The sequence below is a fragment of the Novosphingobium olei genome (assembly GCF_037076535.1).
GTDB lineage: Bacteria > Pseudomonadota > Alphaproteobacteria > Sphingomonadales > Sphingomonadaceae > Novosphingobium > Novosphingobium olei.
Genome location: NZ_AP029021.1, coordinates 3224151 through 3244250, shown reverse-complemented (window position 1 = coordinate 3244250; position 20100 = coordinate 3224151). Strand labels below are relative to the sequence as shown.

Here is a 20100-nt window from a genome sequence, read left to right as displayed (position 1 = left end):
CCCGATTTTTTGGTTTTCTCAGATCAGCGTCAGCGCCGATCTGACAAGTTCGCCAAGATCGCCATCGTGACGGAAACCGGCGCGTTCCGCGGCCGGCGTCGCCAGCGGCGGCTGCGCGGCAAAGCCCTGTTCCAGCGCGGCATCGGGCTGATAGGTGACGAGGCTGTCCGAAACGCCGCACTGGCGCGCGATCTCTGCGGCGAGGTCGCCCATGCGGATGCGCAGCGCCGGCAGCGTCACCGCGCGCGTCGGCGGCAGCAGCGCGGTGTCGAGCGACAGGGCATGGAGGAAGTTGTCCGCGCAGCGGGCCACCGATTGCGCCCAGATCATGCCATCGGCGGAAACCGGGCACGTGAATGCCTCGCCCGCTTTCAGCGCGTGGAACAGGTCGCTCATGAATGCGGACTTCATGCCCGACGGACCCTTGGGCCGGGCCAGGATGCCCGGCAGGCGGACGGTGACGCCATCGATCGTGCCGCGGTTGGAGAACATCGCGACGGCATGTTCGAGCATGGCCTTGTGCCCGCCGTAGATCAGCTTGGGCGAAAGCGGCGTGGCATCGTCGACGCTTTCGGGCAGCGGATCGCCGAACACCGCGATCGAGCTTGCGTAGACGAAGCGCGGGCGCCGGCCGCCGGCGGCAGCTTCGAGGATCAGGTCGTAGCCAGCATCGATGTTGATCCGGCGCGAGGCGACCGGGTCCTGCTCGGCGGCACCGCCGGGAACGGTGGCGAGGTGGATGACCGCATCGCAGCCTTCGGCCAGGGCGTCTGCCCGCACTTGCGCATCGCCAAGATCGCCGGCCAGCGTGCGCACGCCATCGGGCAGGCCGTGGGTGGCAATGTCGATCGCGGTAACGCTGTCGCCCTGCGCCACCAGGCGCTCGACGATCGCACGGCCGACAAAGCCGGCTGCACCGGTGACCACGATCTTCATCCCGTTCTCCCACTGTCTTGTGCGCGCCACGATCGTGCGTGTGCGCGTAAATCCGATCCCGCTAGGCCTATAGCCGACCGGCTCCAAGAAGGTACTTTTTTGTGCCCTCCGCAGGCCTGAAAACCGCACTTTTCCGGGCCTCACCTTCACCCGATCGATAGCTGGTCATCCATGCTTCGGGTTTGTCTTGGACGCGCTGCGCCAGCAGGAAGAAGGCCATGAGCATGGACAGGATCACGAGCATCGAAACGGCGCTTGTCGTCGGCGGGGGCATTGGCGGAATGGCGGCGGCGGCAAGCCTCGCCGAACGGGGCGTGAGCGTCGAGCTCATCGATCTCGACCCGCAATGGCGCGTCTATGGGGCGGGGATCACGATCACCGGGCCGACGCTGCGCGCCTATCGCCGGCTCGGCCTGCTCGACCAGATCAAGGCGGAAGGGGCGATCACCAACTGCAGCCGGGTGTTCCGCTATGACGGCACGCTCGTCCACGACCTGGAAGAGCCGATCATCGAGGAAGGCCTGCCGGCCACCGGCGGGATCATGCGCCCGGTGCTGCACCGGATCATGCAGGGCAAGGTGCGCTCGCTCGACATCCCGGTGCGCCTGGGGGTGACCGTGACGGCGCTGGAAAACCGCGACGGCGGGGTCGACGTGGTGTTTTCAGACGGCACGACGGGTCGCTACGATCTGGTGGTCGGCGCGGACAGCGTGTTTTCACGCGTGCGCGAGATTGCCTTCCCGCACATGGCGCCCGCGCAGCCGACCGGGCAGGGCTGCTGGCGCATATCGATGCGCAAGCCGCCCGAGCTGAAGGGCGGCGAATTCTATTTCGGCCACGACAACCCCGCCGGGATCACCGCCTGTTCGCCCGACAGCATCTACATGTGGATGCTGACGCGGCACGAAGAGCGCGAAACCTTCATGGACGAGGAGGAACTGTTCGTCACCCTGAAGGACCTGCTCAAGGATTTCGGCGGCAGCCCCGGCTGGATCCGCGACAACATGACGCGCGATGACTGGATCAACTATCGCCCGCTGGTGGCCGCGATGCAGCCCGGGCCGTGGTTCAACGGCCGGATCGTGCTGCTGGGCGATGCCGTCCACGCCACGACCCCGCACCTGGCCTCGGGCGCGGGGATGGCGGTGGAAAGCGGCATCGTGCTGGCCGAGGAACTGGCCAGGGCGGACGACGTGACCTCAGGGCTCCGGGGCTACCAGGATCGCCGCTTCGAGCGCTGCCGCTACGTGATCGAAAGCAGCGTGCGGATGGGGCAGCTGCAGCTCGACCATGCTGCGCCCGAAGAAGTGACCAAGGTGCTCGAATCCGCGCTGGATTGCCTGAACGCGCCGTTCTGACACCGCCCGTGTCCCGCTCGGTCACTTGATCGCGGGGGGCATTGATCTAGAATCGGCCTCCGGGAAGACGGAGACCGGGATGAAAGGCGCTATCGACCTGTCGGGCATCGATCCTGCCTTTCACCAGCAGGTCGACCTGCTCGCGCGCGACAAGAGCGCGCATGGCGTGCGCCGCGACGAGCCGGTGCGCACGACGTTCGCCATGCTGGGAGACCGGTGGTCCACGCTGATCCTGCTGGTGCTGGGCTTCGGCACGTGGCGCCACGCAGAGCTGCGCCGCGTGCTGGGGCGGCTGGGCGCCGAGGAAAAGATCTCGCAGCGCGTGCTGACGCTCAAGCTGCGGGCGATGGAGCGCGACGGCTATGTCGTGCGCCACGTGGTGCCGACGGTGCCGCCAAGGGTGAGCTATGCGCTGACCGACCTTGGCGCCGAACTGCGCGACCATGCGACGGGGCTGATCGGCTGGGTCAATGCCCACCAGCAGGAAATACGCAAGGCCCGCGTCCGCTTCGACCTGGCCGAGGCGGACGCCGACTGATCGTTCAACGTTGCACGCTCGTTGGCGTGATGGTGCGACCCGCGAAGGGCTCAGTCCTTGCGGAAGAGAAGCGTCAGCAGGAACAGGATGGTCTTGAAGTCGAGCAGCTTGAGTGCGGCGCGGGCCTGGCTTGGGGTCAGCTTCGCGACCATCGGCATGGCGCCGAAGATCTTGCCGCGGATCACTAGCGTGCTGCCGTCCTGCTCCAGCTTGCGGATCGCCATCAGTTCCTTGTCGTTGGCGTCGAGGATCTTGGCGACGGGGACAATCTTGCGCTCATTGCTCATCACACCGGCCCTCCGCAGACCTTGTCGTAATCCAGCCCCATGTCGTCCATCATCTGGATCGCGGTGGCGCGGCCCGCGCCGAACACGCCGCCGCCCGGGTGCATGAAGGGGCCGACGAGGTAGAGGTTTTCCATCCCCGGCACCCGTAGAGAGCCGAGATCCGGCGTTGGGCGGTGCCCTGCCGACTGGTAGAAGAACGGACCGCAGCCGTGGATGTCGCCGCGCACGAAGCTCGCCGGGCTGTCGCGTTCGTGATCGATCGGCGAGCGGACCAGGCGGCCGGTGATGTTGTCGTCGCCCAGGTTTTCGTAGAACTTGCGGTACTGGGCGAGCGCGTTGTCCGCGACTTCCTCCTTGCGCTCGTCCCACGAACCCGGGCCATGCGGGTAGAGGTTGTAGGGCGCGAAGTTCACGCCATAGAACACGCCGGCCCCTTCGGGCGCGCGCGATGGATCGAAGATGGTGTTGTCGCCGCCCGCGATCAGGCGGGGGCTGACCTCGCCGTGCTTGAGCTTGTCATACTCGATGCACATGTCGCGCACGGTGTAGAAGTCCATCAGCTCGGTCATCATGGCGTTGCAGTCGTTGCCGACCTTGAGCCGCAGACGCTCCTTCAGCGTCAGGTGGGTAAGGTTGATCGAGAAGGTCGACTGCGAGACGCGCTCGGCCCGCTCGAGCACCGGCTCGGGCGTTTCGGCAACGAACTTGCGCAGCACGTGCGGGTGGATGGCGCCGATCACGCCGTCGCGCGCCATGAAGGTTTCGCCATCGACCAGTTCGAGCCCGGTGGCGCGGCCGCCCGAGACGATCACCCGCTTCACTTCGGCATTGCAGCGCACCTCGCCCCCGAAATGTTCGATGGCGCGGACCAGGGCGTGGCTCAGCTGGCCCGATCCGCCCTTGGGCATCGAGCAGCCGAAGGTGTGGACGATGCCGGGCATGACGAAGGCGCCCATGCCGGTGCCCAGCTCGTCGGGCATCTGCAGGTTTTCGGTGACCATGCGCACGATGTGCAGCTTGAGCAGGTCGCTTTCGAAATAGGCATCGACGATGTCGAGCGCGCTGCGCTGCATCAGGTCGAGCAGGAAGCGGCCTTCGTCCGACTGGTCCATCATCGCCACGAAGGCGCCGAGCGGGAAGGGCGGCGCATACATGCCGCTCATCAGCATGGGCAGCGCCGTCTGGCTCATCTTCACGAACTTGCGATAGGCTTCGGCATCGCGCGCGCCGGCGACGCGGGTGAGCTCCTCGCAGGTGCGGTCGAGATCCTTGTAAGACCGGATGACCGTGCCGTCTTCCCAGATCGAGACGTGGATCAGGTCGGGATAGATGTATTCGAGGCCGAACTTGGAGAGCAGGCCCAGCTCGTCCTCGCGCAGCATCGGGTTGCCCTGGATCATGATGTGCACGTTCGAGTGCTCGTCATGCCAGAACCCGGGCTTAAGCAGCTCGCGCGTGGAAACGCCCCCGCCGTAGTGAGGCTTGCGTTCGAGCACGAGCACCTTCTTGCCGGCCTTGGCCATGTAGGCGGCGGCGACCAGGCCGTTGTGGCCGGCGCCCATCACGACGATGTCATACTGGCTCATGCGTGGTCTCCCGAAAGGAATGCGCGGAATCCGGGAAGGCCGGGCACGTGGCTGGCACCGCCGCCGTCGGCGACCAGCACGTGGCCGGTCACGTTGCGCGCGGCATCCGAAGCCAGGAAGGCGACCGCCTGGGCGATGTCGTCGGGTTCGCCCAGCTGGTCGCGCAGCGTTTCGCCTTCCACGGTCTGGCGCAGCAGCGGCGGGAACGCTTCCTTGAGCGCCGGGGTCAGCGTCATGCCGGGGGCGACGGCGTTGCAGCGCACGCCGGCCTTGCCGTGGCTTGCCGCGATGGCGCGGGTCAGCTGGATGACCGCCGCCTTCGACGAGGAATAGGCGGCCTGGATGATGTGGCCCTGCAACGCGAGGTTGCTGACGGTGTTGACGATATTGCCACGCGTGGCGCGAAGGTGCGGCAGGGCGGCGCGGCAGGCGATCATCGTGCCGCGCAAGTTGACGGCATAAGTGCGGTCCCACAGCGCGGTGTCCATGGTTTCGACATCGCCATCGGCGCGCGCCACGTCGGGCCCCAGCAGCGCGGCATTGTTGTGCAGCACGTCGAGCCGCCCATAATGGCTGACGGTGCGCGCGATCATGTCGACGACGGCGCTTTCGTCTTCCAGGTTCATCTCGATGGCGATGGCGCCGGGAAGTTCGCCGGCCAGTGCGTTGGCAGCTTCGCCATTGATGTCGGCAATGGCGACATGCGCGCCGCGCGCCGTCATCAGACGGGCCGTCGCGGCTCCGATGCCGCCAGCCCCGCCGGTGACGATCGCCACCTTGCCATCAAGCCTGATCGCGTCTGCGCTCATGCGATACCTCTCCCTGTAATCCTCTTCCCCGGACCCTTGAACCGGCGGTGGATGCCGGGGAAGAAGGCACTTTTTTGTTCCTGCGGCCCGCTTTGCGGGCTCGTTCAGATCGCGTGTTCGTCGTCTGCGGTAAGGTTCGCGAGGTCGCCCGTGATGGCCTGCTTGCCAGGCTTGGCACGGCGGTAGGGATCAAAGCTCTTGCGGTCCGAATCGAACGCCATGTCCCAAGGGATGTCATCGCCGCGGAAAATCGCGGGTGCGTTGTGCGACCACAGCAGCGAGCCGAACTTGAAGTCCCACGCCCGCGGCACCCAGCCATCGTCGAGGTAGTCGGTATCGGCGTGGTATTCGGCCTCACCGGCGTGGCCGGGGATCTCGCAATAGTAGTAGATCGCCGACGAGATGCGGTGGCGCGAGATGCCGCCGCTCGTGTTCATCGTGGTGTTCTTCCACCCCTTGTTATCCATGATGTTGGCGCCGAGCATGACTTCGTCGATGTCGTCGCAGCCAAAGGCGATGTGCATGAACTTGAAGTGATCGGGCGCGATCGGCAGGTCGCAGTTCACCCAGAAGATCGAATGGTGTTCGAACGTGCCGCCGGCCCGCGCGAAGATGCCGGTGCCCTTCGAGTGATCGATGTAGCGGAAGCCGAGGTGGCGCTCGTAGAATTCGAAGCTGCCGACATAGTCGGGGCTGAAGAACACCACGTGGTTGATCGTCTTGGGAATGGCGCGCTTGCGCCAGATGCGGTGCTCGTTGAAGCGCGGCCAGTGCGCCGGGGTGTTGACCGGGCTGGTGTGCGAGACGACCTGGCGCTTGTTCCAGACGCGCAGGGCGATCGGCTGGCCATCGGGGCAGACGCAATGGACGGTGCCATCGGCATCGCGCGTGATGGCAACTTCGCCGGCCAGGCTGGCGGCGATCCGTTCAAGGTTTTCGGCCGTGTCGATGCCCCACACGGTTTCCTTCAGCCCATCGCCATCGAACGGATCGGGCGAAGGCAGGCGGGCATCGCCATGGGCCAGGATGATGACCCGGCTGCCCGACTGCAGGCGAAAGACGCTTTCGGTTTCCGTCGTGCTTTCCAGCGGAAGGCCGAAATCGGTCCAGAAGCGCGTGTGTTCGGCAAGGTCGGCAACGCCGAACACGACGCTTTCGACGCCAAGAACCGCGGTGGAAGACGAAAGAGGCATGACAACTCCCAGGATCTGATCAGGGCGCTGTCATGCCCAACCGGCGTTGGGTCCGGAAACGCAAGTTTCCGGACCCACACTATCCATTTCGCAGATGGGTCGGTCAGAGCGCTGCCTATCGATGCAACGGGATGGGGCGGCATCAGCCGGCGAGCGCATCCCCGCCCAGCGACTGGTAGACCTGGATCTGCGCGTCGATGGCGTTGAAGCGGTTCTGGATCACGCTGGTGCGCGCGGTGCGGGTGCGTTCGCGCGCATCGATCAGCGTGCGCAGCGGTATCAGCCCGACATCGTACTGCCGCTGGTAGAGCTGCTCTGCCGCTTCGGCGGCAACGAGCGCCGCCTGCAGCGCGCCTGCTTGCTGCACGTATTGTTCGCGCGCGGACAGCGCGATCTGGGTATCGCGCAGCGCGTTGTAGAACGTCGTGCGGAACTGCTCGGCGGCGATGCGGTATGTGGTGCGGGCGACAGCCGTGCCCAGTCGGATCTTCTCGGGGTTCAGCTCGGGCAGCGAGAACAGCGCGCCGATCGAGGCGATCGGGTTGGACAGGAACCCGGTCAGCGAAGTGCTGCTGCCCCCCAGCGAGCCGGTCAGGCTGAAGCGCGGATAGTAGCTGGCGACGTTCGCATCGCTGGTCGCCAGCGCGCCGCGCAGGCGCTGTTCGGCGGCGGCAAGGTCGGGCCGGCGGGCAAGCAGCTGCGCGGGAACGCCGGCCGGGATCGTCGGCAGTTCGCCATCGGGCAGCGCGGTGGGCTGCGGCCCGTCGTAGCCCTGCCGGCCCATCAGCGCGGCGAGCGTCTTGAGCGCCTGGACGCGGGCCTGGACAAGCTGGGTCTGCTGCGCTTCGAGCGAGGCGAGATCCTGCTCCGCCTCCCGCAGGGAAAGCGCCGAAACCGCGCCTGCATCGTACGAGCGCCGCACCAGCTGCAGCGACTTGCGCGACCGTTCGATGCCGGTTTCGCCCAGCGCGATGGTCTGGTTGGCATAGGCCAGCTGCCACCACGTCGTCACCGTGGTGCCGATCAGCGAAAGGCGGGTCGAGGCAAGGTCGCTCTGCGTCGCCTCGGCTTCCCAGCGCGCGGCGTCGGCCGCGGCGTCGAGCCGGCCGAACAGGTCGATCTCCCACGAGGTATCGAGCGCGGCCGACGACGACCTGTTCCACCCGGCGCCATTGCCGTCGAGCGGCTTGCTGGCAGCCGCCGATGCGCTGGCCGACCCGCTGGGGAACAGGTTCTGCCGCGACAGCTGGCTCGACAGGCGCGCCTGCCGCAGCGTGAGCCCGGCGGCGGCGAGGTTCGGGTTGGCGGCGAGGACTTCGTCGACCACGGCCGAGAGCTGGCGGTCGTCGAAGTTGTTCCACCACGGCGCCGTGCCGGTGGCGGCGCTGCCCGACAGGGTCAGGTCGAAAGCCTGCGCGACGGGCGTCGCCGGCGCCTTGTAGGTGCTGCGGGTGACCGAGGCGCAGCCGCTCGTGGCCAGCAGCAGGGCCAGCATTCCGGCAACGGTCGCCTTGCGGCGGAGCGTGGTGGGAAGGTTCATCGTCAATCTCTCGACAGGGCGTCAACCGGCGCCAGCGCGGCGGCGCGGCGCGCCGGAAGGAAGCCGAAGGCGATGCCGATCAGGGTGGAACAGCCGAAGGCCGCGCCGATCGAGGTGGTGGAATAGACCATCGAGAAGGTCGACCCGAGCAGCGAGATCAGCAGCCCGACCGAGAATGACAGCGCGATGCCCAGCACGCCGCCGATCAGGCAGACGAGCACCGCTTCGATCAGGAACTGCTGCAGGATGTCCGATTGCCGCGCCCCCACCGCCATGCGCACGCCTATCTCGCTGGTCCGCTCGGTCACCGACACCAGCATGATGTTCATCACCCCGATGCCGCCGACGATCAGCGAGATCACCGCGATCGCGGCGACAAGCAGCGTCATCGTCTGGGTCGCACTGGTGATCGTCTTGAGGAAGTCGTCGGAGTTGTTGATGAAGAAGTCGGTCGTCCCGTGGCGCCGCGCGAGCAGGTCGGAAACGGCGGACTGGGCCGCATCGGTGGGCACTCCGTCGCTGATCCGCACCGAGATGTTGCTGACGAACGCCTGCCCCAGCATGCGGCTCATCACCGTGGTGTAGGGCGCATAGACGGTCAGCGAATCGCTGCCGCCGAAACCTTGCTGCTGCGTGCCCACCACGCCGATGATCCGCAGCGGCACCTTGCCGACCACCACCACCTGCCCGATCGGATCCTCGCCGTTGACGAACAGCGTCTTGGCCGTGTTCTCGTCGATCACGGCGACCTGTTCGATGTCGCGGACCTCGGTTTCGCCGAACACCCCGCCCGACGTCACCTCCAGCCCGCGCACGCGGAAATAGCTGCCGCCAACGCCGCTGACCTGCGCCGTGGCGGAAACGTTGCGGTACCGCGCGGTGTTGCTGGTCGAAACGCTGGGCGTGGCGCTGTCGACATAGGGCAGCTGGGCCAGCGCCTCGGCATCGGAGGCCTTGAGCGTCTCGATCTTGGCCGAGCGCATGTCGCCGAAGCTCTTGCCGGGAAACACGGTCAGCGTGTTGGTGCCAAGGCTGGATATGTCGGACAGGATCTTCTGCTGCGAACCCTTGCCCAGCGCCACGACCGACACCACCGAGGCGATGCCGATGATGATGCCTAGCATCGTCAGGAACGTGCGCAGCTTGTGCGCGGCCATGGCCAGCACCGCCATGCGGAACGCCTCGCGCGCGCGATCGACCACGGCCGCGAACCTGCTCTGCGTGCGCGCCGGGCGATCGGCCATGGGCCTTGCGTTGTATTCGCGCACCCGGCGGTCGGAGACGATCTCGCCGTCGCGGATCTCGATGACGCGGTCGGCGTGCTCGGCCACGGCATGATCGTGGGTGACAAGGATGACGGTGTGGCCTTCGGCGTGGAGTTCGCCCAGGATCGCCATGACTTCCTTGCCGCTCGCCGAATCGAGCGCGCCGGTCGGTTCGTCGGCGAAGATCACCTCGCCCCCGTTCATCAACGCCCGCGCGATCGAGACGCGCTGCTGCTGGCCGCCCGAAAGCTGGCCGGGGCGGTTGCGCGTGCGATCGCCAAGGCCCAGCCGTTCGAGCAGGCCGCGGGCCCGCGCATCGCGCTCGGCCCGGGTCGCCCCGGCATAGACGGCCGGCACCTCGACATTGCCGAGCGCGGAAAGATCGCCCAGCAGGTGGTAGCGCTGGAAGATGAAGCCGAAGTGTTCGCGGCGCAGCGCGGCAAGATCGTCGGGGGCGAGATCCTTCACGTCGCGGCCGTTGATCTGGTACGATCCCGACGTCGCCTGGTCCAGGCAGCCCAGGATGTTCATCAGGGTCGATTTGCCCGAACCCGATTGCCCGACGATGGCGACCATCTCGCCGGCCTCGATGGTCAGGTCGATGCTCTTCAGCGCGGCGAACACGGTGTCGCCGGCGGAATATTCGCGGCGGACGGCGGACAGCTTGAGCAGGGGGGTGCTGGTCATGTCTGCGCTCACATCATCGGCGGGCCCATCCGCGATTTGCTGTCGCTTTTCGCAGAGGCCGTTCCGACGATGACGCTTTCGCCTTGCTTGAGGCCGGACACGACCTCGACGATGACGTTGTTGTTGAGCCCGATCCTGACGCGACGGGTAGAAACCTTGTTGTCCTCGTCGACCACGCGGACGGCATAGCTGCCATCGGCGGCGCGCGTGCCGAGCGCGGTGGCCGGGATCGTCAGCACGTTGCTCCTGCGGTCGAGGTCGATGGTGACCTTGGCGGTCATCAACGCGCGCAGCCGCCCGTCGGCATTCGGCACCTCGAACAGCGCGTTGTAGTAGATCGCGCTGCTCGACGTGCTCGATGTGCTCGACGAACTGGTCGATGAATTGACCTCGTTGACGATCGATTCGGGTGCGGGCTCGACCAGGCGCAACGTGGCGCTGTAGCGCTTGTCCGGGTCTCCCAGGATGGTGAAGTGCGCGGGCATCCCGGCGCGCACGTTGATCACGTCGGCTTCCGATACTTCGGCCTTGATCGTCATCTCGTCGAGCTTGGCGAGAACCACGATCGTGGGCGCGGACTGGTTCGCGTTAACGGTCTGGCCCTGCTTGGTCACGATCGCGACGACGACGCCGTCCATCGGCGCGGTGATGCGGGTGAAGCCCAGCTGGACCTGCGCGCTGTTGACGCTGACCTTCGCCGAGCGGATCTGGGCGACGATCGCATCGCGCGAAGCCTGCGCCGAGCGCAGCTCGGCCTGCGCCGCTTCGTAGTCCGCGCGCGAGGTCGCCTGGCCCGAACCCAGGGCCTGCTGGCGCTGGAAGGCGAGCCGCGCCTTGATCAGGCTCGCTTCGGCGCCGGCCAGCTGCGCCTGGACATTGGCGAGCTGCGCGCGGGCGGTGTCGAGACTGTTGTTCTGGGTCTGCGAATCGATCTGCGCGATCAGGTCGCCCTTGCGCACGGTATCGCCGATGGCGACGTGCAGCGTTTCGACCCGGCCCGATACCTGCGCGCCCACGCCCACCAGCTCGCGCGGTTCGAGCGTGCCGCTCGCCTCGACGGTCTTTTCCACCGATCCGCGGGTCACCTTGGCCGTGGCGTACTGGGCCTGCGATTCGCCGCGCCCGAAGGCGAGCCAGGCGGCAAGGATGGCAAGAACGATGCCGGTAACGACACCGGCGATCACGAGTCGACGAGAGGTGAACATGCCCGCCGTTATGCGCCCTGATCGCGCGGTGCGGCGGTCAAGTCTTCGCAAGTGCAGCGTAAAGATTCCGCCAAGACCGCCCTGCGGCTGCTGACATGGCGTCGCCGTTGCGCCATCACCGTCGCGTGCAGATGGAGCTCAAGCGCATCCTCCTGGTGGACGACGATCGCGAACTCGGCGTGATGCTGGCCGAATATCTCGAAGGCGATGGCTTCGAGGTGGAGGTGGCGGAAACCGGGCAGGACGGTCTTGCCCGCGCGCTGTCGGGCGATCACGATGCGGTGGTGCTCGATCTGATGCTGCCGGGGTTCAGCGGGCTCGAGGTCCTGCGCCAGCTGCGCGAAACGAGCGACGTGCCGGTGATCATGCTGTCGGCGCGCGGGGACGAAATCGACAAGGTCGTCGGGCTGGAACTGGGCGCAGACGACTACGTCGCCAAGCCCTGCTACCCGCGCGAACTGGTCGCCCGGCTGCGCGCCCACTTGCGCCGCCGCACCGGCCCGCAGGAGCGACCGGCCCGCCACAACGCGGTCGCGCTCGGCGATCTCGTGGTCGAGCCGGGGCCGCGCCGCGCCTTCTGGAACGGCAGCGCGCTGGAACTGACCGCGACCGAGTTCAACTTCCTCGCCATCCTCGCGCGGGCGGGCGAAACGGTCTCGACCAAGGAGGACCTCTCGCTGCGCGGGCTCGGCCGCGCGCGCCAGAGCTACGATCGCAGCGTCGATGTCCACATCAGCAACCTGCGGATCAAGCTGGAGGCCGCGTCGGCCCGGCGACTTTCGATCGAGACGGTGCGCGGGGTCGGGTACAGGCTGCTGCCGGCATGACCGGGCGGCGGCTGTTCGCCAAGATCCTGCTGGGGTTCCTGTGCACGTTCCTGCTCATCACCCAGGGCGTCTGGGCGCTGTTCTCGCTGCGCGACCGCAAGTCGCCGCCCGAATCGGCGGTGGCCGTCATGATCGGACCAACGCTGGTCAATATGGCCGGCCGCGCGGTCGAAACGAACGGGGCGGCGGGTTTCGCGGCGCTGGAAAAGAATCTCTCGCCCGAACAGCGCCATCGCCTGCGGCTGGTGCCGGCCTCGCAGGAAGGGCCCGTGCCGCCGGTGTCGACGCAGACCCAGCTGGTGCGGCCGGTGAAGGCACCGGGCGGCAAGGCCTACAACGTGCATTTCGACCGCAGCCTGGACAAAGGCTGGCGGCTCAACATTCCGCCCGAACTGCTGGTGATCGGGTTTGTCGCGGGGATGGTGTTCAGCGCACTTCTGGCGACGTACCTGCTGCGGCCGATCGGCCATCTGCGCAACGGATTTGCCCGCCTGGCGCGCGGGGAACTGGACGTGCGCGTCGGGTCCGCCATGGGGCGGCGGCGCGACGAGATCGCCGATCTCGCCCTCGATTTCGACCAGATGGCAGCCCGGCTCAAGCAGCTGGTCAGCCGGCGCACGCAGTTGCTCCACGACGTGTCGCACGAATTGCGCTCGCCGCTCGCGCGGCTGCAGGTGGCGCTCGCCCTCGCACGGCAGGGCGGCGATCGGCAGCAGGCCTCGATGGATCGCATGGAGCGCGAAGTCGAACGCATGAACGAGCTGATCGGCGAACTGCTCACCCTGTCGCGCGTCGAGGGCGGGACCGTCGGCGTCGATGAATACTTCGACCTGTTCGGCATCGTCGAAAGCGTGGTCGAGGATGTGCGCTACGAAGCCGCGCCCGCCGATGTGACCGTGGCCCTGCGCGTATCGAACGGCGCGGACGAGGATCTGCCGCCGATCCGGGGCAGCTCTGAACTTGTGCGCCGCGCGGTCGAGAACATCCTGCGCAATGCACTGCGCTTTTCGGCCGGGGGCGACGTGATCGAGGTCGAAGCGCGCTGGAGCAGCCGCAACGGCGCCTTCACGATCGTGGTGCGCGACAGCGGCCCCGGCGTGGCGGACGATGCGATCGACACGATCTTCGAACCGTTCGTCCACGGCGTGGGTGGGGGGCTGGGCCTTGGCCTTGCCATCGCATCGCGCGCGATCGCGGCGCATGGCGGCACGGTGGCCGGCCGCAATCGCGAACCGCACGGCTTCGAGGTGACGATGGTGCTTCCGGCCCGGGACTGAAGCCGCCGGCCGTATGGAGAACAGCGAGCACGGTGCGTTCGCTGGGCGTGTAGCGCCTAGGGCCGGGCGACTTCGGCTTGGACCCCATACCTGAACCCCGCGATGGAGCGGGGGCAGAAGGCAAGAACAGTCCTTCGACAAGCTCACGATGGACGGGGTGAGGATGCCCCCCAACGTCATCCCAGCGAAGGCCGGGATCGCTGGCGACAGGGCGCCTCCTCACCGTTCCGCAAACCGTGAGCGATGCCAGCCTACGCTGGCATGACGAGCCCGGCCAAAGCCACCCTCGCCCAAACCGCCTGCCCTGAGCCTGTCGAAGGGCTGCCCTTGTCTTTCCAGCGCAACAGCGAGATCGAACGCAGCACCTCCCCACAGCGCTTGGCCAGCCCCGGAAGACGTCCCGGGAGCGCGAGGGGGTGACCCCCTCGCATCTATCCCGCTCCCTGGCCTTCTTCCCCAACCTTGACAAAACGTACCATATAGGTTATATGCCACCCCACGGACCGGGAGCGGCATGGCCGGCTTGCTCTTCGCTCCTTCGGGCCAATCTCCACGCTGGGAAAGGCCCGACGCGACCGGCGCGGGTCGGCGCTGCGGGAGCCGCATCCCTTCCGGGGGATACGGCAGAGAGGGCGTTAAGCCCCAAGTCCCTCAGGGCAACCCAACGCCACTGCAACGGACGGGCGGATGTGGTGCGGTGGTTCAACCGCGTGGCAGCGCTCCCTTGCGAGTCCGGTTCCAGTCCGGTCCGGCCCCTTCATGCGGCCGCGACCAATCCCGGAACTTATCCTCGCGGGACTTATCGCTACGGACCGGGCCGCCTTGCGAGCCGCCGCCCGGGTTTCGAGCCCCCGTCTGAATTCAGGCTGAGCCGATCCGGGATAGCCAACGCCCCGCCGGCCACTCGCCACAGCGTTCCTCATGCCCTCCACGCGCAGCGCCACGCATGGCGCCCGCGCCGGTCGCGCAGGTCCGTACCGCATCCCAACGGCGTTATCGTCCGGGCTCGCCGCCGGATATGGGGGCGTGGGTGCGGGCCCTTGGACTTGCCCCTTGGTGTGACGCCCCGCCGGATGTTTCTCGCTCCGCAGCATCGAAGTCCGCTTGACCACGTGAACGTTCTCATTTAGGTGAACGTTCACAAACCCGGTAGCTGGATGCCGGCTTTGCTGTATTTGTCCGAGCGACGCGACATAAACGTGGGCGCCGGAGAAGGGGAGGATCATGAGCGTTTCCACAACCCGTTCTGCTGCCGTGCGCGCTTCGAGCGTGGCTGTCCTGGCCCTGGCGCTCGCCAGCCAGACGGCGTTCGCGCAGGAAGTGGCGGCCGACGGCAAGGCAGACGAAGACGTCATCGTCGTCACCGGCATTCGCGCCTCGCTGTCCAAGGCGATGGACATCAAGCGCACCGGCCAGGGCGTGGTCGACGCGATCTCGGCCGAAGACATCGGCAAGTTCCCCGACACCAACCTGGCCGAATCGCTGCAGCGCATCACCGGCGTGTCGATCGATCGCAACAACGGCGAAGGTTCGACCGTGACGGTTCGCGGCTTCGGCCCGGACTTCAACCTCGTGCTGCTCAACGGTCGCCAGATGCCGGCCTCGAGCCTTGGCGGCAGCAGCGGCGCGCCCGCTTCGCGCAGCTTCGATTTCGCCAACCTCGCCTCCGAAGGCATCGCCGGGGTCGAAGTCTACAAGTCGGGCCGTGCCTCGCTCGCCACCGGCGGCATCGGCTCGGTCATCAACATCAAGACCGCCCGTCCGCTCGATCGCCCCGGTTTCCACGGCAGCATCGGCGCCAAGGGCGTGTACGACACCTCGCTGTTCGAAGGCACCAGCCTGACCCCGGAAGTGTCGGGCATCATCAGCGATACTTTCGCCGATAACCGCATCGGCATTCTGCTGACCGGTTCGTACCAGGATCGCAAGGCCAGCCAGGCGCAGTTCAACGCGGGCTGGCGCGAAGGCTACCTGGGTTCGGAAAACAACTGGGGTTCGCTGGCGCAGCCCGGCACGCCGGGTGCCGCCAACATCCAGAACCGCCCCGGCCCGAACGACGTCTATCAGGTGACGCAGAACGCCGGGTACGATTTCACCACGTTCCGCCGCAAGCGCATCAACGGCCAGGCCGTGGTGCAGGTGAAGCCGACCGACACGCTGGTTGCCACGGTCGACTACACCTTCTCGCAGAACACGATCGATTCGCGCACCAACTCGATCGGCGTGTGGTTCAACCACGGCGATACCTCGAGCAGCTGGACGGATGGCCCGGCGGCCGGCCCGAACTTCTACGCCGAAAACTTCGGTCCGGGTAAGGACCTTGCCATCACCGGCGCGGTGGCGGCGAACCGTTCGATCAACCGCTCGATCGGCGGCAACCTGAAGTGGGACGGCCCCGGCGGCCTGCGCCTCGAACTCGATGGCCACCACTCGACCGCGGAAAGCAAGCCGACCAAGCCCTATGGCTCTGGCATTGCGGTGGGCAGCGCCATCTACGGCGTGAAGTCGCAGAAGGTCGACTACACGCAGGACATGCCGGTCATCAGCGTCGAGATGTATCCGGGCGCCGAGATCAACGCGGCCAACATCCGCCCCGCCGGCAACGCCTTCCGCACCGCCTACATGCGCGACGAGATCAACGAGATTTCGCTGCGCGGCGGCTACGACTTCGACGCTTCGTTCATCGACAGCCTCGACTTCGGCGCGACCTATACCGAGAACAAGGTGCGCTCGGCCTTCGGCGTCATCCAGAACGACACCTGGGGCGGCACGCTCTCGGCCGCCGATACCCCCGACAGCCTGTTCCAGATCCGCAACCTGCCCAAGGATCTGGCGGGCATGTCTGGGTCGAACGACGCCTCGATCATCCCGAACTACTTCAAGATCGATACCGATGGCCTGATCAGCCTGCTCGACAGCAAGCTCGGCATCTGCAGCACCGCGGTCACCCCCGGCACCTGCATCGCCAAGTTCACCACCGACCGCACCGTGCGCGAACGGACCTGGGCGCCGTATGTGCAGACGACGCACTCGTTCGATCTGGGCGCGGGCACCGGGCACCTGCGCCTTGGCCTGCGCTATGAAAAGACCAAGGTGGATTCGACCGCGCAGGTGCCGATCCCGGTCCGCACCGTGTGGACCGGCGGCAACGAAACCGCGATCGATTACGGCAATCCGCAGCAGGTCGCAGCTGCCTCGCTCAAGGGCGAATACTCGAACTGGCTGCCCGCCATCGACTTCGACATGGAGCCGATCAAGAACGTGCGCCTGCGCGCGTCCTACAGCCAGACGATCACCCGCCCCGACTATAACTCGCTGCAGGGCGGCACCACGCTGGCATCGCCGATCCGCATCGGCGGCAGCACGGCATCGAGCGGCAACCCCGGCCTGCTGCCGTACAAGTCCAGCAACGTCGACCTGTCGGCGGAATGGTACTATGCGCCGACCAGCTACGTTTCGGTGGGCTTCTTCCACAAGGTGGTGAAGAACTTCATCAGCCAGACGCAGGTCAACCAGCCCGCGTTCGGCCTGACCAACGCCGCCGCCGGTGCCAACGCCGCCGAAGCCCGCGCCGCGCTGGGCCCCAACGCCACGGCCCAGCAGCTGCTCGACTACATCGGCGCGAAGTACCCGGCGACCGTCATCCGCGACAACAACGGTGTGGTTACCGGCGTTGTCGGCCAGGCGTCGGATCCGCTGGTCAACTTCATCACCACGCAGCCGACCAACAGCGACCAGAAGGCCAATCTGTGGGGATGGGAATTCGCGGTCCAGCACAGCTTCTGGGACACCGGCTTCGGTGCGATCCTGAACTACACCGTGGTGAAGAGCGACACGAAGTTCGACAACGCGATCCGCTACACCGTGCCGCAGTTCGCGGTGACCGGGGTCAGCGACAGCGCCAACGCCGTGCTGTTCTATGACAAGAACGGCTTGCAGGCGCGCGTTGCCTACAACTGGCGCGCCGGCTTCCTTTCGGGCTACGGCTTCGATCCGTACTACGTGAACGCCTATGGCCAGTTCGATGCCAGCGCTTCGTACGAAATCCGCAAGGGCGTGACGGTGTTCATCGAAGGCATCAACATCACGAATGCCGATCGCAAGGGCCACATGCGCAACGACCAGACCGTGTTCTTTGCGGCTCCGGGTTATGCACGCTATGCTGCCGGCGCGCGGTTTACGTTCTGATCCTGCAAGGGTGACCTACGGGATCTGAACAACGGCGGCCCGCACTGTTCCGGCAGTGCGGGCTGCAGGAATTTCCGGGACAGACAGGCGCGCCGGATCAACCGGCGGGCGGAGCGGGTGAGAGATGATCGGTTCGGTCGATCGGGTTGTCATCGTCGGCGGCGGCACGGCCGGCTGGCTTTCGGCCTGCCTGCTTGCGGCGCGGCGGCCCGAGCTTGCGATCACGCTGGTCGAAGCGCCCGACATCGCCACGATCGGCGTGGGCGAAGGCACCTGGCCGACGATGCGCGAAACGCTGGCGACGATCGGCATTTCCGAAGCCGAATTCCTTGTCGCCTGCGATGCCTCGTTCAAGCAGGGTTCGCGCTTCGACGGCTGGGTCGATGGTTCGGCGCATGACAGCTACCTCCACCCCTTCACCCCGCCGCCGCCGGGCGACATGGCCGCGCTGCTTGGCGCGTGGCGGGCCGGGGCGGGCCCGCTGCCGTTCGCCGCGGCGATGACGCCGCAGGCCGCAGCCTGTGCCGACCACCTTGCGCCTCGCCAGCGCGCGATGCCCGATTATGCCGGGGCGCTGAACTATGGCTATCACCTCGATGCGGGCAAGTTCGCCGCGCTGTTGCAGCGCCATGCCACCACCCGGCTTGGCGTGACGCACGTTTCCGCGCAGGTCACGGCCGTGGTTCCGGGGGAAGGCGGCACCATCGCCGGCCTGCACCTGCACGATGGGCGCGACCTTCCGGGCGATTTCTTCATCGACTGTTCGGGCCTCGCCGCGATCCTGATCGGCGGGCATTGCGCCGTGCCGTGGGTGGATCGCTCCGACGTTTCGTTCAACGACAGCGCGCTTGCCATGCAGGTGCCGGTCGCGCCGGGCAGCCCGATCGCCTCGCAGACCATCGGCACCGCGCACGAAGCGGGGTGGATCTGGGACATCGCGCTGCCCACGCGGCGCGGCATCGGCTGCGTGTTCTCCTCGCGCTTCATGGATGATGCGCGGGCCAAGGACATCCTGCGCGGCTATGTCGCGGCCAGGGTGCCGGGCGCCGATCTTGCGGGCCTGCATGCGCGCAAGCTGCGCTTTCCCACCGGGCATCGCGAACGCTTCTGGCAGGGGAACTGCCTGGCGGTCGGCCTGTCGGCGGGCTTCATCGAACCGCTCGAAGCCTCGGCGATCGTCACCATCGAACTGTCGATCAAGGCGCTGGCGGAAAACTTTCCCCGGCGCGGCGAAACGATGGGCCTGCTCGCCGGGCGGTTCAACGAACTGTTCCACTATCGCTGGGACCGCATCGTCGAATTTCTCAAGCTGCACTACGTCCTGAGCCGCCGGACCGAACCCTACTGGCAGGCGCAGTGCGATCCGGCGACGATACCGTCACGCCTTGCCGAATGCCTTGAACTCTGGCGCGACCAGCCGCCCTCGGCGTGGGATTTCCCCCGCATGGACGAACTGTTCTGCGCGGCGAGCCAGCAATACGTGCTCTATGGCATGGGCTTCGCGCCCCCGACCGGAGGATCGGCAGCCCCCGCTGACATCGCCGCCGCCGCGCAGCGCCTGGCCGAGGTGCACCAGCGTTCGCGCGCGCTTGCAGCGGCGTTGCCGTCCAACCGCACCTACCTCGATGCCCTGCGCCCGGTGGCGACGGCAGACCCCATCGCCATCCACGGAGCGGCCCTTTCATGAGCAACCACGCGGTCCTCAACCCTGCCGATCATGGCGACTTGCGCATCGATACCGGCGCCAGCGCCGCGCTGGGCGATGATGTCATGGCCTGCATCACCGTTCCGGCCGAATTCCGCTCGGTCCAGGCGCATTACCCGATCGTGCTGCGCCGCGATCTTGCCACCGGCAAGCTGGAAGCGCTCGCGCTGCTGGGCTTCGAAACGGGCGAGAACCTGTTCCTGCGCGATGGCGCGTGGGATGCACCCTATCGCCCGCTGTCGATGGCGATCCGCCCGTTCCTGGTCGGACGCGCCGCCGCGCCTGACGCGGCGCCGCAGGTTCACGTCGATCTAGACCACCCGCGCATCAGCACGAGCGGCGAGGGCGTGCGCGTGTTCGATGCGAGCGGCCAGCCCACGCCGTATCTAGAAGATATCGCCGCCAAGCTGGGCGACCTTGATCATGCCTACCGCGAATCCGGCGATTTCTTCGCCGCGGTGGATCGCCATGACCTTGCCGAATCCTTCACGCTCGAAGTCACGCTCGACGATGGCGCGAAGAACTCGCTCGTCGGCTATCACACCATCAACGAAGAGAAGCTCTCCGCGCTCGATGGCGCGGCGCTGGCGGATCTGATGGCGGGCGGGCACCTTGCCCGGATCTACATGATCATCGCCTCGCTTTCGCACTTCGGCGATCTGGTGGCGCGCAAGAATGCCAAGGTTCGCGGTGGCTGAA

15 protein-coding genes are annotated in these 20100 nt (G+C 66.8%); 7 read left to right on the top strand and 8 right to left on the bottom strand.

Going from position 1 to position 20100, the window contains the following annotated elements; translation table 11 throughout:
* Window positions 1–18 precede the first annotated feature (18 nt).
* Window positions 19–936, bottom strand: a complete 918-nt coding sequence (locus AACH40_RS15295) for an NAD-dependent epimerase/dehydratase family protein (protein ID WP_338643140.1) — start codon at window positions 934–936, stop codon at window positions 19–21.
* A 218-nt stretch (window positions 937–1154) separates the two neighbouring features.
* On the opposite strand from AACH40_RS15295, the gene AACH40_RS15290 reads away from it, so the two are divergent.
* Both AACH40_RS15290 and AACH40_RS15285 read left to right on the top strand, forming a co-directional pair.
* Entirely contained in the window at window positions 1155–2294 is a 1140-nt protein-coding gene (locus AACH40_RS15290) for an FAD-dependent monooxygenase (protein ID WP_338643139.1), read from the top strand.
* A gap of 79 nt (window positions 2295–2373) precedes the next feature.
* Window positions 2374–2832 (top strand): helix-turn-helix domain-containing protein, encoded by a 459-nt coding sequence (locus AACH40_RS15285; protein ID WP_338643138.1) that lies wholly within the window; start codon window positions 2374–2376, stop codon window positions 2830–2832.
* A 50-nt stretch (window positions 2833–2882) separates the two neighbouring features.
* Here AACH40_RS15285 and AACH40_RS15280 read toward each other — a convergent pair whose 3' ends face one another.
* From AACH40_RS15280 to AACH40_RS15250, 7 genes are all read right to left on the bottom strand, one after another.
* Window positions 2883–3119 carry a hypothetical protein gene (locus AACH40_RS15280; protein WP_338643137.1) on the bottom strand — a complete coding sequence of 79 codons (237 nt, stop codon included), beginning with the start codon at window positions 3117–3119 and terminating at the stop codon, window positions 2883–2885.
* The gene (locus AACH40_RS15275) at window positions 3119–4705 is read right to left on the bottom strand and encodes an NAD(P)/FAD-dependent oxidoreductase (protein ID WP_338643136.1); all 1587 of its coding nucleotides are present in this window, start codon (window positions 4703–4705) and stop codon (window positions 3119–3121) included. The genes AACH40_RS15280 and AACH40_RS15275 overlap by 1 nt, the downstream gene beginning before the upstream one ends.
* Window positions 4702–5514 (bottom strand): SDR family oxidoreductase, encoded by an 813-nt coding sequence (locus AACH40_RS15270; RefSeq protein WP_338643135.1) that lies wholly within the window; start codon window positions 5512–5514, stop codon window positions 4702–4704. Before AACH40_RS15270 ends, AACH40_RS15275 begins: the two co-directional genes overlap by 4 nt.
* Window positions 5515–5618: 104 nt before the next feature.
* The gene (locus AACH40_RS15265) at window positions 5619–6707 is read right to left on the bottom strand and encodes a VOC family protein (protein WP_338643134.1); all 1089 of its coding nucleotides are present in this window, start codon (window positions 6705–6707) and stop codon (window positions 5619–5621) included.
* A 142-nt stretch (window positions 6708–6849) separates the two neighbouring features.
* On the bottom strand, window positions 6850–8247 hold the full coding sequence (locus tag AACH40_RS15260) for an efflux transporter outer membrane subunit (RefSeq protein WP_338643133.1): 1398 nt from the start codon (window positions 8245–8247) through the stop codon (window positions 6850–6852).
* 2 nt (window positions 8248–8249) lie between these two features.
* The gene (locus AACH40_RS15255; protein ID WP_338643132.1) at window positions 8250–10199 is read right to left on the bottom strand and encodes a MacB family efflux pump subunit; all 1950 of its coding nucleotides are present in this window, start codon (window positions 10197–10199) and stop codon (window positions 8250–8252) included.
* Between the two features lie 8 nt (window positions 10200–10207).
* Window positions 10208–11404: an efflux RND transporter periplasmic adaptor subunit gene (locus AACH40_RS15250; protein ID WP_338643131.1), complete on the bottom strand. Its 1197-nt coding sequence runs from the start codon at window positions 11402–11404 to the stop codon at window positions 10208–10210.
* A 95-nt stretch (window positions 11405–11499) separates the two neighbouring features.
* Between AACH40_RS15250 and AACH40_RS15245 the strand changes: the two genes are divergently transcribed.
* The 5 genes from AACH40_RS15245 to AACH40_RS15225 all read left to right on the top strand — a co-directional run bounded on the left by AACH40_RS15245 (window position 11500) and on the right by AACH40_RS15225 (window position 20099).
* Window positions 11500–12231: a response regulator transcription factor gene (locus AACH40_RS15245; protein ID WP_338643130.1), complete on the top strand. Its 732-nt coding sequence runs from the start codon at window positions 11500–11502 to the stop codon at window positions 12229–12231.
* Complete coding sequence (locus AACH40_RS15240) at window positions 12228–13508, top strand: HAMP domain-containing sensor histidine kinase (protein ID WP_338643129.1); 1281 nt, start codon at window positions 12228–12230, stop codon at window positions 13506–13508. Before AACH40_RS15245 ends, AACH40_RS15240 begins: the two co-directional genes overlap by 4 nt.
* A gap of 1224 nt (window positions 13509–14732) precedes the next feature.
* Window positions 14733–17696, top strand: a complete 2964-nt coding sequence (locus AACH40_RS15235) for a TonB-dependent receptor (RefSeq protein ID WP_338643128.1) — start codon at window positions 14733–14735, stop codon at window positions 17694–17696.
* A gap of 124 nt (window positions 17697–17820) precedes the next feature.
* Window positions 17821–19383 (top strand): tryptophan halogenase family protein, encoded by a 1563-nt coding sequence (locus AACH40_RS15230; RefSeq protein ID WP_338643127.1) that lies wholly within the window; start codon window positions 17821–17823, stop codon window positions 19381–19383.
* The gene (locus AACH40_RS15225) at window positions 19380–20099 is read left to right on the top strand and encodes a SapC family protein (protein ID WP_338643126.1); all 720 of its coding nucleotides are present in this window, start codon (window positions 19380–19382) and stop codon (window positions 20097–20099) included. The genes AACH40_RS15230 and AACH40_RS15225 overlap by 4 nt, the downstream gene beginning before the upstream one ends.
* Window position 20100: the final 1 nt, after the last annotated feature.